We start from the raw sequence: 15,714 nt of genomic DNA on the forward strand, positions 1-15,714 counted from the left end.
CGGGCCCGGCGGCCGCGCGCGGCGTCAGCTGAGCTTGATCTTCCGTTCGATCTCGGCGGCGGCCTTCTCGGCCTTCTTGCGTCGCTCGAAGACGCTTCGCATGTGCTTCAGGTCGCTGTCGCTGAGCCGCTCTTCGGCGGCCACGAACTGCTCCTGCTCTTCTTCGCGGATATGATGCAGGTACTCGGCCTTCAGGCCGGCGAACCGCCGCAGCCACCCAGGAGAGGCCATGTCGCGCGCCGCGAGATCGGCGAGCATGTCCTCGATCTCCTTGTGCTCGGCGATGGCGTGCCGCGCGAAGTCGGTCGTCTGCGGATCGCGCAGCACGCTGGACCACAGGGCCTGCTCCTCGGCCGCGGCATGTGCTTTCAGCTCTCGGACGAGCTCCTCGAAGAGTTTGCGACGCGCCGGAGAGGCGCCCTGCGTTTCCTCGATCATCGCCAGAAGCGCGCGGTGGCGGTCGTGGTCTTCGACCAGGCGGCCGAAGACGTCGGGGTCGCCGCGGAAACTGGTCTTCGGCGTGCTGCCGAGGCGGACAGGCAGGTCTGGCGCGAGCGCCTTGGCCTTGGCCACTGCGGAGGCCTTGGCCTGCGCATCCGTCATCCTGCTTGCTTGCACCATCACGCGCCTTTCTGGACACCGCCCGCCAGAGTCGGGCTGATGGGGCGTACGCAAGCGAGGACCAAAAGTTCCAGAGAGACGCGCGTCAGTCGGCGAAGCTCGGCGCCGGCGCCGCGGCTAGCGGCAGGACGAGCGTAAAGCGGGTCTCGCGCGCACACGAGGATGCGCTCAGCTCGCCGCCGTGCGCCTTGGCGATTTCCGAAGCGATGTGCAGACCCAGGCCAAGACCGCCCTGGCTCGGCTGAACCTCGCCGCGCACGAACGGGTGGAACAACCGCTCCATGGTCGCTGGAGGGATCGGCTCGCCGCTGTTGGCGACCGACAGTGTCAGTTGCTCGCCGGCGATCGTCGCACGCAGCCGTACGGGCGCCTGCTCGGCGCCATAGGCCAGGGCGTTCGCGAGCAGGTTCGAGACCAGCTGGCTCAGCCGGCCGGGGTCAACCGGCGCCTGGGCCGGCAGGTGAAAGTCGCACTCGATCAGGCGATCGGGATGGCTCGCTTCCAACTCCTCGACCACCTGGCGCAGGATCGGTTCGAGGTCGTGCTCGCGGCGTTCGAGGGCGATGCCGCCGCCGAGCCTGCCGCGGGCGAAGTCCATGACGTCGTCGATCAGTCCGGCCATGCGGTCGGTGCTGGCTTGCATCAGCCGTATGACGTTCTGCCCCTTGTCGCTCAGCGGCTCTTTGCGCAGGAGACGGGCTGCGCCGCCGATCGAGGCGAGGGGATTGCGCAGGTCGTGGCCGAGGACAGCGATGAACTGTTCGCGCAGCCGCGCAGTCTCCTGCTCGAGAACGAGTTGGCGGCGCGTCAGCTGCTCCATGGCCTCCAGCGCTTTTGCGTGCGCCTGGAGTTGGTCGCGCTGCTCGGCCAGCTGTTGGCGCTGGCGGTGGAGTTCGAAGAAGACATTGGCCTTGCTGCGCAGGATGTCGGCCTCGATGGGCTTCTGGATGAAGTCGACCGCCCCGGCCTCGTAGCCGCGGAAGCGGCGTCGTCCGTCGGCGCTGCCCGCCGTCAGGAAGATGATCGGGACGTGGCGGGCGCGCGCGGCGCCGCGCATGAACTCGGCGAGCTGGAAGCCGTCCATCTGCGGCATCTGGACATCGACCAGGGCCAGGGCGAAGTCATGCACGAGCAGCAGTTCGAGCGCCTCTTCCCCCGAACGAGCCGAGAGGCATTCGAGCCCGTCGCGCCGCAGCAGGGCCTCCAGCGAAATGAGGTTCTCTTCCAGGTCGTCGACCAGCAGGAACTTGACGGGCTGCATGAGCTATCTGCTCCCCATGGCGATCAGGATGGATGCGAGTTCGGCCAGCTTCGCCGATCGGGCGGACGGGCAGGCCTTGAGCGCGGCGTGCGGCATGGTCGCCACGTGGGCGTGGTCTGGATCTTCCACGAGCGCGACGCCGCCGGCGTCGGCGACCGCCTTCAGACCGGCCGCGCCGTCGGCGCTGGCGCCGGTCAGCACCACCCCGGCAAGCCCCGGCCCATAGGCGTCAGCGGCGCTCTCGAAGAGGACGTCGATCGACGGGCGTGAATGCAGCACGGGCGGGTCGATCGAGAGGCCGAGCGTGAGGTCCTGCTCCACGAGCAGATGGTAGTCGGCCGGGGCGAAGTAGATCGTCCCGGCCTCGACCGGTTCCTTGTCTTCGGCTTCGCGCACCGGCAGGCGGCATTTCGCCTCGAACAGCGGCACCAGCGCGTTGGTTTTGGCGGGCGGCACGTGCACCACGATCAGGATCGGCAGCGCGAAGTCCTTGGGCAGCGCCGGCAAGATGGCCGAGAGCGCCTCCACGGCGCCTGCTGACGCGCCCATGACGATGGCCTGCGGGCTCATGCGTCGCGCCTCTGATAGATCTTCTCTTCGGGCGCGAACGGCGCAAAGGCGTCGGCGTGGGCCGAGAACCGCAGGCTTTCCTTCGATCCTAGCCCGAGGAAGCCCTTGCGCGTCAGCGCGTCGCGGAAGAGGCCGGTGGCGCGGTCCTGGAACTGCCGGTCGAAATAGATCAGCACGTTGCGGCACGAGATCAGCTGCATCTCGGCGAACACCGCATCGGTCACCAGGCTGTGGTCGGAGAAGACCACGCGATCGCGCAGCGACTGGTCGAGGACCGCGTTGCCGTAGTCGGCGCTGTAATAGTCCGAGAGCGACGACTTGCCGCCGGCTTCCTGGTGGTTGGCGGTGAACGTCTTGATGCGCTCGAGGCTGTAGACGCCGCGCGAGGCGGTTGCGAGCGCCTCGGGATTGATGTCGGTCGCATAGAAGAGCGTGCGCGCCTCAAGACCTTCTTCCCGAAACAGGATGACGAACGAGTAGAGTTCCTCGCCGCCGCTGCAGCCGGCGATCCAGACCTTGAGGGAGGGATAGGTGCGCAGATGCGGGATGACCTTCTCGCGCAGCGCGCGCCAGTAGCTGGGATCGCGGAACATCTCGCTGACCTGGACGGTCAGATAGTCCAGCAGCTGCGGCAGCACCGCGGGATCGTGCAGCACGCCGTCCTGAAGGGCTGAAATGCTGGGATATCCCAGCTGCTTCAGGGCCTGGCGCAGGCGGCGTTTGATGGAGGCGCGCGAATAGTGCCGGAAGTCGTAGTGGTATCGGCGGTAGAGCGCCTCGAGCAGCAGCTCGATCTCGATGTCGTCGACCCGGGTCACGGCTACCTCGGCATCCAGACGCGGACGAGCGAGAGCAGCTTGTCGACATCGAGAGGCTTGGCCATGTAGTCGTTGGCTCCAGCCTGCAGGCAGCGCTCCTGATCGTCGGGCATGGCTTTGGCGGTCAACGCCACGATCGGCAGCTTGGCCCAGTGAGGGTTCTTGCGGATCTCCCGGGTCGCGGTGAGCCCGTCCATCACCGGCATCATGACGTCCATCAGGACCAGGTCGATGTCGCCTGATCCGTCCTGGGAAGCCTTGAGCGCGGCGATGGCTTCTTCCCCGTTGCGGGCGATCTCGACGACCACGCCACGCGGTTCGAGGATGTTGGAGAGCGAGTAGATGTTCCGCACGTCGTCCTCGACGATGAGGATGCGGCGGCCTTCGAGCACCGCGTCGCGGTTGCGGGCCTGGCGCAGCATCTTGCGCTGTTCCGGGGGCAGCTTGGACACCACTTGGTGCAGGAACAGCGAGACTTCATCGAGCAGCCGCTCGGGCGACTTGGCGCCCTTGATGATGATCGAGTGCGAGTAGCGGCGCAGCTGCTGTTCGTCGTCCGGCGACAGGTCGTGGCCGGTGTAGACGATCACCGGCGGGAAGGCGTAGGCGCCCTCGTTGCTCAAGGTCTCGAGCAACGCGAAGCCCGAAGCGTCCGGCAGCGACAGGTCCAGGACCATGCAGTCGAAGGTTTCCTGCTTCAGGCGCTCCAGGCACTCGGCGGCGGTGCCGACGCCGACCGTCTGCACGTCGCCCGAGGCGAGCAGGCGGCCCACCGCCTCGCGCTGGACCTCGTCGTCCTCGACGATCAGCACCCGGCGCACCGTCCGCGTGAGCTGAGCTTCCAGGGATTGCAGAACCTGAGCCAGCTCCTCGCGCTTCACCGGCTTGACGAGGTAGCCCACCGCGCCGAGCGACAGTGCGGTCTGGGTGTGGTCCGAGGCCGAGACCACGTGGACCGGTATGTGGCGGGTCTCGTCGTCGCGTTTGAGCTGATCGAGCACCGTCAGGCCTGACTGGTCGGGCAGGCCGACGTCGAGCACCACGGCGCTGGGCTTGAAGCGTTTGGCGAAGTCCAGGGCCTCCTCGGCCGTGCGGGCGATCAGGCTCTGGAATCCGAGATCTCGCGACAGGTCGCGGACGATGGCGGCGAAGGGGCCGTCGTCCTCGACGATCAGCAGGCTGCGCCGCCCGGGGACCAGCCCGTCGCGATCATCGGCGAGCGTCTGCGGCGGCCTGGCCTGAGAGGGGGGTGAACGCGGGGGCGACGCCGGCGGCGCGGCGGCCGGGCTCGCCACAGGCGGAGCTGGGCGCGGCGCCACCAGGGACGGGTCGTAGGCGAGGGGAACCACCAGCGTGAACGTGCTGCCTTGCCCCTCGGTGCTGCTCACCGAGATCGTTCCGCCCAGCAGCCGCGCCAGTTCCGTGGAGATCGACAGGCCAAGGCCCGTACCGCCGTACCTGCGGCTGATGGTGCCGTCGGCCTGATGGAAGGCCTGAAAGATGCTGGCCTGCTGGTCGGCCGCGATGCCGATGCCGGTGTCGGTCACCGAGAACGCCACCCGGTCGTCGTCGACCGGCGCGATCGTCAGGCTGACGGCGCCCGCGTCGGTGAACTTGAGGGCGTTCGACAGCAGGTTCTTGAGGATCTGCTCCAGTCGTTGGCGGTCAGTCTCCAGGCTGGCGGGCCCGCCAGCGTCGACGTCGATCTCGAAGGCCAGGCCGCGCTCGGCGGCGATCGGTCGGAACAGCTGATCCAGCCCGGCGGCCAGGCTTGCCAGCGCGGTCGGCTCCGGACGGATCTGCAGGTGGCCGGCCTCGATCTTGGACAGATCGAGGATGTCGTTGATCAGCGTCAGCAGGTCGTCGCCCGACGACTGTATCGTCCGCGCGAACTTGACCTGTTCCTCGCTCAGGTTGCCGTCGGGATTGTCGCCGAGCAGCTTGGAGAGGATCAGCAGCGAGTTGAGCGGCGTCCGCAGCTCGTGGGACATGTTGGCCAGGAAGTCGGACTTGTAGCGGCTGGCCTGTTCGAGTTCGCGCGCCTTGAGCTCGACCGTGGCGTTGAAGCGGGCGAGGTCGTCCCTCTGGGTCTCGAGCTGCTGGGCCTGCTCCTCGAGTTGGGTGTTGGTCTGCTCGAGCTCGACCTGCTGCTGCTCGAGCCGGACCTGCGACTCCCTCAGGGCGCGGCCTTGCTCTTCCAGTTCCTCGTTCGAGACGCGCAGCTCTTCGCTCTGGACCTGCAGTTCCTCGGCCTGCCGCTGGGTCTCGGCGAGCAGGGCGCGCAGTTCGCTGCGATACTGGGCCGAGCGCATGGCCACGCCGATCGCCGGGGCCGCCTTCTCCAGCAGTTCCAGGACCGGCGCATCCACGGGGTTGAGGAAGCCCAGCTCCATGACCCCGGTCACGGCGCCGTCCGCCAGGAGCGGCACGATCAGCAGGTGCGCAGGCTTCGATCGGCCCAGCGCCGAGCCGATGGTGAGGTAGCCCTCAGGGACATCGCGGACCAGGACCGCGGCGCCGGTGTCGACGACCTGGCCGAGCAGGCCCTCACGCGCGGCGAACCGCTCGGTGATCGTCGCATCGGCCGGCACGCCGAACTTGGCGGCCAGCCGATAGTCACCGTCGTCGTCGGCGAAGATGGCGCCGGCCTGCGCGCCGATGTAGCGGGTGTAGAAGTCGAGCACCCCGTCGCCCAATTGGGGCAGGGACAGGTCGCCGAGCATGGCGGTGGCTGCCCCGGTTTGGCCGGTCCGCAGCCAGTCTTCTCGGGCCCGCGCCCTGGTCGCGCGCCGCACCAGCAGTCCGACGACGAGCGTCAGGGCGAGGCCGAGCACGCACGACAGAATGCCGCTGATCCAGGCTGTGCGATATGCGGCCTCCATCTCCGCGAGCCGGATCGACCGCTGCCGGATCTCCTCCTGCTGCATGGCGTCGAGCTGCGAGCGAATGGCGTCCATGACCGCCTTGCCGCGGCCGGCTTCGACCACGGCGGCGGCGGCGTCGCGGCCCTGGCTGCGGCGCAGCACGATCGTCTGTTCCAGTTCGACGAGCTTGGCGTCGACGTTCCGGCGCAGCGAGCCGATCCGGCTTTGCTGAACAGGATTGTTCCGCGCCTCGTCCGCGATGGCTTCCATGCGCGCCGGGATGGCGGCGACCGCGTCGTTGTAGGGATCGAGATACCGCTCGTCGCCGGTCATGACGAAGCCGCGCTGACCGGTCTCGGCGTCCTGCAGCGCCGAGAGCAGCCGGCTGAACGACATGATGACCGTGTGGGTGCGGACCACCTGCTCGTTGTTGTCGCGCAGCATCTGGACGTTGAAGAACGCGACGGCGCCGCTGATCAGGAAAAACGTCAGGGCCCCGACGAGTCCGATGGTGGTCCAGACCTCGGAGCGGCGGGCGAACGGCGAAGAGATATCGGGCAGAGACGCAGCCGCCATTCGTGTTCCTTGTACGGTTCTGGACGCCACAACCCCGCGGCGCGACCGACGTAACAGTTCGGCGCCACGAACCGAAACCTCGTTTGTTAATGCGCGCTGGTTCGACGCGCCCCCATGGTTGCGGCGGCCGCGAGTTCGTCGCGGCCGGATGAACTGAAGCTTCGCTGGTGTTGGGGATGTGGCGCGCCTGCCGTCGCAGGCCGAGACAGCGTCCCGGCGATCACTTCCCGGTGAACCATTTGCGCCGGCGCGGCTTTTCTACCGGCTATCGAACATAGAGGAGACAAAGATGCGCAATCTGACGATCATCGCTGCCGGAGCCGCCGCGCTGCTGCTGAGCGCCTGCAACAGTCCGCAGGACAAGGCTGCCGAACAGCAAGCCGACGCCCTCGAAGCACAGGCCGCGGCGACGCCTAACGAAGCGCAAGAGAAGGCGCTCAACGCCGAAGCCGATCGGGTCGAGCAGCAGGCCGGCAACGCAGACGGCGGGGCGACCACCGCCAACACGCCCGATACCAGCCCCTCGAAGTGAGATCAGCGCGGCGACCAGTCCCAGCGGGACTGGTCGCTACGTGAGGGCTGCGGCGATCTATTGACTGAGCATGTAGCTGCGCTAGCGCCCTTTGCGACGAGTTCGGCCGAAGTAGAGCAGCAGGCCGGTGACTGCGAACAGCGGCATGTTCAGGGCCGCTAGGGTGATGGCGATCCGGCCGGGCAGGCCGAACCATACGCCGCGATGCAGTTCGAACACCCCGATCACCAGATCCTGACCAAGCCGCGCGGCGAGGGCTGTAGATTTAAAATCCCATTATGTTTATAGGAATAAAGAATCTGAAGTCCGAGGCCGTGTTTCATGACCCTTACCCAGCTGCGCTACCTCCTCGCGATCATCGACAGCGACCTTAATGTGACGGCCGCCGCCGGTCGCGTGCACGCCACGCAGTCCGGGGTCTCGCGGCAGCTCAAGCTGTTGGAGGAAGAGTTGGGCTTCCAGATCTTCATCAGGATGGGCAAGTGCCTCGACCGGATCACGCCCGAAGGCGAGAAGGTGATCGCCCATGCGCGCGCCACCATGGCCGAGATCGAGCGCATCAAGGGGCTGGCCAGCCGGCCGCGGGCGGGGAACGTCGGCGCCCTGGCGTTCGCCATGGCGGCGCAGGAGGCCGAGCGCTGCCCTAAGCGCCTGACCCGGGCCTAGCCGAGGCCAGATCGTCGACCAGGCGGTCTAGGAGCCTGACCCCGTAGCCCGTCGCGCCCGGCGGCTGGGTCGGACAGACCGACGGATCGCGCCAGGTCGGGGCCGAGATGTCGAGGTGAGCCCAGGCGCCGGCGCCGGCGAAGCGGCGCAGGAAGCGTGCGGCGATGCTGGCGCCGCCCAGCCGGCCGATGCCGACCGCGACGTTCTTCACATCGGCGATCCGGCTTTCGATGTGACGGTCGTAGGTCGCGGGCAGCGGCATTCGCCACAGCGGTTCGCCAGCGGTCTCGCCGGCCTTGAGCAGGGCGCGGGCAAGGTCGTCGTCCTCGCAGTAAAGGCCCCCAAAGTCGCCGCCCAGCGCGACCATGATCGCGCCGGTCAGGGTGGCGACGTCGATCATCGCAAAGGGCGCGAAGCGTTCGCGGCAGTACCAGAGGGCGTCGGCCAGGACGAGGCGGCCCTCGGCGTCGGTGTTGATCACCTCGATGGTCTGGCCCGACAGCGAGGTGACGACGTCGCCGGGACGCTGGGCGGCGCCGTCGACCATGTTCTCGACCAGGCCGAGCACGGCGACGACATTGGCCGGCGCCTTGCGCAGGGCGAGCGTGAGCATCGCCCCGGAGATGGCCCCGGCGCCGCCCATGTCCCACTTCATGTCCTCCATGCCGTCGGCCGGCTTGATGGAGACGCCGCCGGTGTCGAAGGTCACGCCCTTGCCGACCAGCGCCAGCGGCGGGGCCTCGCCGGCGCCTTTCCACTGCAGGACCGCCAACTGGGTTTCGCGGGCGCTGCCCTGGCCGACGCCGAGCAGGGCGCCCATGCCCAGTTCCGCCAGCTCAGCCTCGCCGAGGATCTCGACCGCCAGACCCGACGGGCGCAGGTCCAGCAGCCGGCGCGCGAACTCGGCCGGATAGAGCACGTTGGCCGGCTCGGAGATCAGGTCTCGGGCGAAGGCGACGCCGTCGCCAAGGGCCTGCAGCGGGTCGTGGGCGGCCGCCGCTGCGGCGACGTCAGGGCAGATCACATGGACGCTGGCGACGCTGGGACCGCCGGCGGCCGGTACGCGCGTCTTGTAGCGGTCGAAGCGATAGGCCGCGAGCCGCACGCCCAGGGCGCAGTGGGCGGCGACCTGCGCCGCGCCGCCTGGCGGATGCAGCCAAAGCTCGGCCGCGCCAAACGCTTCGGCCGCGCGCCAGGCCTCGGCGGCGAATTGTTCGGCGGCCCGCGGGTCGAACGCGTCGCGGGCGCCGGCCCCGATGACAAGGACGGCGGCGGCGTCGAGGCCGGCCGGGGCCGCAACGATCAGGTGCTCGCCGCGTCGCCCGCCGAACCGGCCGCTCAGCGCGCGGCTGAGCGCGCCCCCCGTCAGGACGTCCAGGCGCATGCCTTCGGGCGAGAGGCCGGCGTCCTCGAACGCGGCGACGGCGATCGCGGCGTCGGCCTGGGCGGCGGCGGCGGCGGCGAACTCAACCAGCATGGGCGGCTCGGTGCTTGCGGCCGGCGGCAAGGGCGTGGGCTGCTTCGAGTGGTGCGGGATCAATGAGGGCGGGCAGGTCGAGGCGGGCCGAGAGCACGCCGCGTTCCAGCAACTGATCGTGCTTGGCGCCGAGCAAGCTGCGCCGCGCCGGGCTCAGCGATAGGTCGAGCTGGCCGAAGATGCGCGGCGAATAGGCGTCCTCCACGAAGTCGACCGGCAGGCCGGTGTCCTGGGCGATGATCTCGCGGGCGGCGTCGCGGTTGGCGCGGGCCCAGCCGTCGGCGTCGAGCAGCCGCGCCAACCAGCGCGCGACGAGGTCGGGACGCTCGGCGATCAGCCCGCCGCTGGCGGTGAGCACCAGCGGGTGGCCGTTGACCGTGTCGCCTTGGTCCTCCGGCGCGGCGAGGTCGGCGATGCGTTCCAGACCGAGGAACGCCTGTAGCAGCGCGCCCATCGCCGCGTCGCTGTAGACCACGTCGATCTCGCCGCGGATCAGGGCGGCGACTTCCTCGCGCTGGACGGCGAACTGGCTGCGTGCGCCCCACAGCGAGCGTCCGGCGTCGGCCCCGGTGACGGCGTCCTCGACATAGGTGCGGGCGATCGGCAGGTCGACGAGTTCGACGTCATCGGCGCTCAGCCCCGCCAGCTCCAACGCATGGCGGTAGCCGGAGCTCACCAGCGCCCGCCACCAATCGGTCGCGTCGTTGAGGCGTCGCGGCAGGGACAGCCGGCGGCCCTTGAGATCGGCCAGCGACGCGAGGCCGGAGCCGGGCAGGGCGTAGAGGCCCGCCGCGCGGTCGGGCCAGGCCAGGCCGAGGATCTTCACGTCGGCCCCGCTGGCGGCCGCCTGTAACGGCGGGACGTAGCCGCCGAAGCGGAATGAGTTCGCCTGGCTGTGGTCGTAGTGCGAGAGATGCACGGTGCGATCCCGGGCAGACGCCAGAGACCGGACGGCGATGCCGTCGTGCGCGAACTCCTGCTCCAGCCAGCCCTGGCGGATCGCGATCGAGGCGGCCGTCGGGGCAGGGCAGCGGGTGTACCAGAGGGTGTCGGGCAAGGGGGGCTCCGTCGGTCAGCTGTCGAGGCCGGCCACGCCGATGTCGCGGCGCACCCGGTAGTCGGCGGGCCGCACGCCATGCTCATCGAAGAGGTCGCGGTTGTCGGCGGCGTCGAGGAAGGCCAGGCGGCCACGGTCCCAGAAAGTCTCGCCGTCGATGACGATGGTGGGGTCGAACACTTGGCCGCAGATCTCGCCGGGCGCCGGGCCGCACATGTGGAAATGGGCGTAGCGGGGGCTGCCGAACGCTAGGCCGCTCCAACGGTCAAGCTCGGCCAAGGCCGGACGCGGATAGAATGTCATCGGATTGACGCCCGCGTGCCAGGAGTTGACCCGCAGGGGCTCGCCGCCGAACAGGTCGCCGACCCGGGCGAATTGGGCCTTGGCCTGGGCGACGACGTCGTCCTCGCCGTCGAAGTCGACAATGACGCCGTGCTCGAGGGTCAGCGTCAGCGGCGTCGCCAGGGGCAGCAAGCTGTCCGGGTAGGGGCTGATGTAGGTCGAGGTGAGCGCCTGGCTCAGCACCAGCCGGCCGCTGGCGCCGGCCGCCGGCAGCGGCGGCACGATCATCACCGGGAAGGTCGCCACGGTGAAGTCGCTGGCCGGGGCGGTGGACGGCGTCAGCTCGAAGGTCAGGTCGGTCCCGCGCGGGCAGGCGATCGCGCCGGTGCGGGCGCGGCCGAGCCGCCGCGTGAGCCGGGCCTGCGCCGCCGCGAGCAGGCCGTAGGGCTGGGTCGCGAACGGGGCGCCGAGCAGATCGAAATCGAGTGCGTAGGACATCACCTTGCGTCCGGCCCCAGGCAGCGGCTGGAAGCGGAGCTGATCGCCGATGCGCGCCACGAAGAGGGTCTGGTCGGCCTGTCCGATCGCCTCCATCACCGAAGCTGGAACACTGTCCAGGTCGTGGGAGGCCGCCACCTCCAAGATGCGCGGGCGAGCGCCTAGCGCGCGGGCCTGTTCGGCGATGAAGCCGCCCATGGCGTCGTCGTAGTGGCCCGACGCCGGCGGCTCGACGATCAGCAACAGGTGGTCGCCGGGGCGGACTTCGGCGCATTCGACCAGCAGGTTCCAGGCGCCGAGAACGGCGTCGGCGGATACTGGGAGGCCTTTCTGAGCCAACATGTTCGGGCCTCTGAGCAACCTGGCCGGGGTCCGGCGCGGGGCCTTCGCAATAAGGCCTCCCGAGCGAAATCCCTTATGATCAATGGTGCTTTCACACGCTGAAAACGGCGTGGCACAGCTTGGCCAAGTCGCGGTCGTCGGCGGGCGCAGAGGCGCTTGAACGACAGCCGGGCCGGGGGGCCGCCGCGCGGCGGGAGGCATGCGTCTCCCGAGCGCGGCCGTGGCCGTGTTCACCCCTTTCGCAGGGGGCGGGCCGGCGCAGTCCAGTCCTCAAATCCAATGGAATGCGGCGGGGCCAGCCGCGCAGCGGGAACGCGCGCCGACGCGTGTTCGCACGCCACTTTGTGAGGAACGAGCATGAGACGTCATTTCGCCGGAGCCAGCATTCTGGCCCTCGCCGCGACCCTGACCGCGGGCCCGACCTGGGCGGACGATGCGTCGCTGGACGAAGTCGTGGTGACCGGCACCCGGCGCGCCGACGTCACGGCGCTGACCGCCGCCGCCCCCGTCGACGTGGTGGGAGAGACCGCGTTGCGGGCGAGCGGGTCGCAGTCGCTGGTCCAGGGACTGCGCGCGACGGTCCCGTCGGTCGGCTTCTCGCAGACGGGCGGCATCATCGGCGCGCGGCTGGCCAATTCGGTGTCGCTGCGCGGGCTGCCGGCCGGCAACACGTTGGTCCTGGTCAACGGCAAGCGCCGCACCCCCACCGCCAAGGTCTCGACCGGCAACGAGTGGAGCCGCGGCTCGCAGCCGGTCGATCTGAACGACATCCCATTGGAGGCGGTGGCGCGGGTCGAGGTGCTGCGCGACGGCGCCTCGGCCCAGTACGGTTCGGACGCCATCGCCGGGGTGGTCAACGTGGTGCTGCGCGGCGACGAGCCGGGCGGCTATGTCCAGGCGAGCTACGGCCAGTTCTACGAGGGCGACGGCGTCAGCCGTAACCTGAGCGGCTGGTACACGGTGCCGCTCGCCGACAAGGGCTTCCTCAACGCCAGCCTGCACCTGCGCAACAGCGGCTCGACCGATCGCGACAACCCGGACATCCGCACCTACTACTTCGCCGGGGACCCGCGCGAGGCGTCGGCCAACAAGGATTTCGGCTTCTACGGCGCCCCGAACGCGCGCTCGGCGACCGGGGCGCTGAACGGCGAGTACGCCCTGTCGGAGGCCCTGACCGCCTACGGCTTCGGCACCGCCGCGTACCGCAAGTCGACCAACAAATACATGATCCGGCCGGCGGCCGATAACAACGTCCGGGCCCTGTTCCCGAACGGCCAGATGGCGCAGGTCGCCTATGTGTTCCGCAACTACGACCTGACCGGCGGGCTGCGATACGACGCCGGCGAGCAGGGGGTGTTCGACGCCAGCCTCGAGTACGGCCACGGCCGGCAGAGCTCGAGCATGTACAACGGCCAGAACGCCACCTACGGGCTGGCGACCCCGACCGAGTTCTTCCTGGGCAACTACAATCAGGCGCAGCTGAACCTGCAGCTCGACTATGTGCGGGAACTGCCGGTGAGCTGGTCGGCCGCGCCGCTGACGCTGTCGGCGGGCGTCGGCTTTCGGAACGAGGAGTTCTCGATCGACGCCGGGGATCGCGCCTCGTTCGCGGACGGCGGGGTGGCGATCCTCGACGGGCCGAACGCGGGCCGGCGGCCGACGCCCGGCGCAGCGGACTTCGCGGGTCTGCAGCCGGCCGACGCGGGGTCCTACGATCGCCAGATCTACAGCCTCTATCTGGGGGCCGAGCAGCAGGTCACCGAGCGGCTCCAGCTGGGCGCCGCCGCGCGGGCCGAGGACTATTCGGACTTCGGCTCCAACGTCACCGGCAAGCTGTCGGGCCGCTATGACTTCACGCCGCAGGTCGCGGTGCGCGCCAGCCTGTCGAACGGCTTCCGGGCTCCGTCGATGGGGCAGATCGGCGCCTCGCAGACCACCTCGCTGTGGATCCAGCCGGCGGTTGGGGCGCAGTTCCTGGGCGTCTCGGCCTTCTATCCGGTGTCGAACCCGATCGCCCGTGCGCTGGGCGCCAAGGACCTCGATCCCGAGCGCTCGACCAATCTTTCCGTCGGGTTTGTGCTGCGTCCGGTCGGAAACCTGTCGCTGAGCGTCGACGGCTATCAGATCGAGGTGCAGGACGTAATCCTGCCGGTCGACAACCTGACCGGCGCGGCGCTGACCTCCCGGCTGGCCGCCCTGGGCGTGACCAATGTCAGCGCCGTGCGGTTCTTCGCCAACCAGGCCGACCTCACCGTGCGCGGGGTCGACGTGGTCGGCCGCTACAGCTGGACGTGGGAAGGCGTCGGCGCCTTCGACGCCAGCCTGGGCGCGAATTTCAACAAGGTCGAGATCGACGCGATCAAGCCCAATCCCCCGGAACTGGCCGGTTCGGGCCTGGTGCTGGTGGGACGGGTGTCGCAGGGCTACCTGACCCAGTGGGCTCCCAAGGACAAGCTGATCGCCAGCCTGAACTACGCGGCTGGGCCGATCGACGTGAACGTCAGCGCGGTGCGCTACGGCGAGTACAAGAACACCACCGCCAACCCCGCCAACGATCAGGTGTTCAGTCCGCAGTGGGTGGCCAAGCTGGCGGTGTCCTACAGCTGGGAGAACGGCACGAAGCTGACGCTCGGCGCCGACAACCTGTTCGACAGCTATCCGGACCGGCCGCTGCCGCAGAACCGCTTCAACGGCTTCAATAATTACGACCTCGTCGCCCCCGAGGGCGGCAACGGCGGCTACTACTACGCCGCCATAAGCCGCCGCTTCTGAGCCTCCCATGAAGCTCCGGATGCCCCACACGCTGTTGTTGTTGCTGGGTTTTATGGCTTTGGCGCTGGTCGTCACCTGGCTGCTGCCGGCCGGCGCCTTCCAGACGCTCGAGGTCGCGCCCGGCCGCACCGTGGTGGTTCCAGGCACCTACGCCCCGTTGGAGGGCCGCGCCTATCTGCCGCCCTGGGCGTTGCTGACCGCCATCCCGCGCGGGCTGGGCGAGGCGCAGGGCGTCATCTTCTTCATTCTGCTCGTCGGCGGGGTGTTCGGAGTGCTGCGGCGGACCGAGGCCATCGAGGCGGGGGTCGGGGCGCTGATGTCGCGGGTGCGGGGGCGTCAGACCCTGCTGATCCTGGGCGCGACGGCGGTCTTCGCCGTGCTGTCGGCCAGCTTCGGCATGGCCTCGGAGTATCTGGCCTTCGTCGGGATCATCGTCGCGCTCTGCGCCGCTGTCAGGCTGGATGCGATGACGGCGGCGGGCGTGCTGCTGGTCGGCTACGGGATCGGATACGGCGCCTCCACGACCAATCCCTTCACGGTGGTGGTGGCCCAGGAGATCGCCGGCGTTCCGCTGGGGTCGGGCCTGTGGTTCCGGGCGCTGGTGCTGGCCGCCGCCTATGGCGTCGGCGTCCACCACATCCTGCGATATGTGAGGCGAAGGAGCGGCGAGGCTGACGTCGCGGCCGGGCCTGCGGCAGAGGAGGCCAGTTTCCCTCCGATGACAGGACGGCGGCGGCTCGTGCTCGCGCTGTTGGGTGTGACGATCCTCGCGCAGATGGCCGGCGTCGTACTCGGGCATTGGCGTCTGCCGCAGCTGAGTGGGCTCTATCTCGGGCTCGGGCTGGCGGTGGCGGTGGTGGCGCGGATTCCCGGCGACGAGGCCTGCCAGGCCTTCGTCGAAGGCGCTTCGCGGCTGACCGGCACGGCGCTGCTCGTCGGGGTCGCAAGGGCGATCGGGCTGATCCTCGAGGACGGGCAGGTGCTGCATACGCTGGTGCACCTGACGTCGCAGCCGCTGGCCGCCCTGCCGCCGGCGGCGTCGGGCGTCGGGATGCTGGGCATCCAGAGCTTCCTGAACATCTTCATCCCGTCGGGCAGCGGCCAGGCGTTCGCGACGATGCCGCTCATGGCCCCGGTCAGCGATCTGGTCGGCATCTCGCGGCAGGTTTCCGTGCTCGCCTTCCAGTTTGGTGACGGTTTCACCAACCTGATCATCCCGACCAACCCCTTCTTGATGGCGGTGCTCGGGCTGGCGGGAGTGCCCTACGGGCAGTGGGCGCGGTTTGTCTGGCCGTTGATGGTCAAGCTGATGGCGCTCTCGGCGGTGGCGATCGTGATCGCCGTGCAGATCGGGCTATGAGCCTGCGGCGCCTGCGCC

The 15,714-nt window shown here is 69.2% G+C and carries 12 protein-coding genes and 1 pseudogene; 4 read left to right on the top strand and 9 right to left on the bottom strand.

Translation table 11 applies throughout. The features are described from left to right. Positions 1-24: 24 nt before the first annotated feature. The 5 genes from AC1Q87_RS19395 to AC1Q87_RS19415 form a co-directional block, all read right to left on the bottom strand. Entirely contained in the window at positions 25-603 is a 579-nt protein-coding gene (locus AC1Q87_RS19395; RefSeq protein ID WP_492610469.1) for a hemerythrin domain-containing protein, read from the bottom strand. A gap of 103 nt (positions 604-706) precedes the next feature. Beyond that, positions 707-1,882 carry a hybrid sensor histidine kinase/response regulator gene (locus AC1Q87_RS19400; protein ID WP_492610470.1) on the bottom strand — a complete coding sequence of 392 codons (1,176 nt, stop codon included), beginning with the start codon at positions 1,880-1,882 and terminating at the stop codon, positions 707-709. 3 nt (positions 1,883-1,885) lie between these two features. Continuing rightward, positions 1,886-2,452, bottom strand: a complete 567-nt coding sequence (locus AC1Q87_RS19405) for a chemotaxis protein CheB (RefSeq protein WP_492610471.1) — start codon at positions 2,450-2,452, stop codon at positions 1,886-1,888. After that, positions 2,449-3,270 (bottom strand): CheR family methyltransferase, encoded by an 822-nt coding sequence (locus AC1Q87_RS19410; protein ID WP_492610472.1) that lies wholly within the window; start codon positions 3,268-3,270, stop codon positions 2,449-2,451. Before AC1Q87_RS19410 ends, AC1Q87_RS19405 begins: the two co-directional genes overlap by 4 nt. A 2-nt stretch (positions 3,271-3,272) precedes the next feature. After that, a complete protein-coding gene (locus AC1Q87_RS19415; protein WP_492610473.1) occupies positions 3,273-6,710 on the bottom strand; it encodes a response regulator in 3,438 nt (1,145 codons plus the stop codon). 289 nt (positions 6,711-6,999) lie between these two features. Between AC1Q87_RS19415 and AC1Q87_RS19420 the strand changes: the two genes are divergently transcribed. Next, a complete protein-coding gene (locus tag AC1Q87_RS19420; protein ID WP_492610474.1) occupies positions 7,000-7,242 on the top strand; it encodes a hypothetical protein in 243 nt (80 codons plus the stop codon). A gap of 81 nt (positions 7,243-7,323) precedes the next feature. On the opposite strand, the pseudogene AC1Q87_RS19425 reads toward AC1Q87_RS19420, so the two are convergent. Further along, positions 7,324-7,494: pseudogene (locus AC1Q87_RS19425) on the bottom strand (PepSY domain-containing protein); the annotation flags it as partial. A gap of 69 nt (positions 7,495-7,563) precedes the next feature. Here AC1Q87_RS19425 and AC1Q87_RS19430 point away from each other — a divergent pair. Next, complete coding sequence (locus AC1Q87_RS19430; RefSeq protein WP_492610475.1) at positions 7,564-7,908, top strand: LysR family transcriptional regulator; 345 nt, start codon at positions 7,564-7,566, stop codon at positions 7,906-7,908. Here AC1Q87_RS19430 and AC1Q87_RS19435 read toward each other — a convergent pair. The 3 genes from AC1Q87_RS19435 to AC1Q87_RS19445 are packed head-to-tail and all read right to left on the bottom strand — an operon-like array spanning position 7,886 to position 11,564. Next, positions 7,886-9,385, bottom strand: coding sequence for a leucyl aminopeptidase (locus tag AC1Q87_RS19435; protein WP_492610476.1), 1,500 nt, complete (start codon positions 9,383-9,385; stop codon positions 7,886-7,888). The genes AC1Q87_RS19430 and AC1Q87_RS19435 overlap by 23 nt on opposite strands. Further along, positions 9,375-10,442 (bottom strand): ABC transporter substrate-binding protein, encoded by a 1,068-nt coding sequence (locus AC1Q87_RS19440; RefSeq protein WP_492610477.1) that lies wholly within the window; start codon positions 10,440-10,442, stop codon positions 9,375-9,377. Before AC1Q87_RS19440 ends, AC1Q87_RS19435 begins: the two co-directional genes overlap by 11 nt. Before the next feature lie 15 nt (positions 10,443-10,457). Further along, positions 10,458-11,564 (bottom strand): hypothetical protein, encoded by a 1,107-nt coding sequence (locus tag AC1Q87_RS19445; protein ID WP_492610478.1) that lies wholly within the window; start codon positions 11,562-11,564, stop codon positions 10,458-10,460. 357 nt (positions 11,565-11,921) lie between these two features. On the opposite strand from AC1Q87_RS19445, the gene AC1Q87_RS19450 reads away from it, so the two are divergent. Both AC1Q87_RS19450 and AC1Q87_RS19455 read left to right on the top strand, forming a co-directional pair. After that, positions 11,922-14,336 carry a TonB-dependent receptor plug domain-containing protein gene (locus tag AC1Q87_RS19450; protein WP_492610479.1) on the top strand — a complete coding sequence of 805 codons (2,415 nt, stop codon included), beginning with the start codon at positions 11,922-11,924 and terminating at the stop codon, positions 14,334-14,336. A 19-nt stretch (positions 14,337-14,355) separates the two neighbouring features. Continuing rightward, the gene (locus tag AC1Q87_RS19455) at positions 14,356-15,696 is read left to right on the top strand and encodes a YfcC family protein (RefSeq protein ID WP_492610480.1); all 1,341 of its coding nucleotides are present in this window, start codon (positions 14,356-14,358) and stop codon (positions 15,694-15,696) included. The last annotated feature ends 18 nt before the right edge of the window (positions 15,697-15,714 follow it).

It is taken from the genome of Phenylobacterium sp. GW823-FHT02A09, from assembly GCF_058797775.1.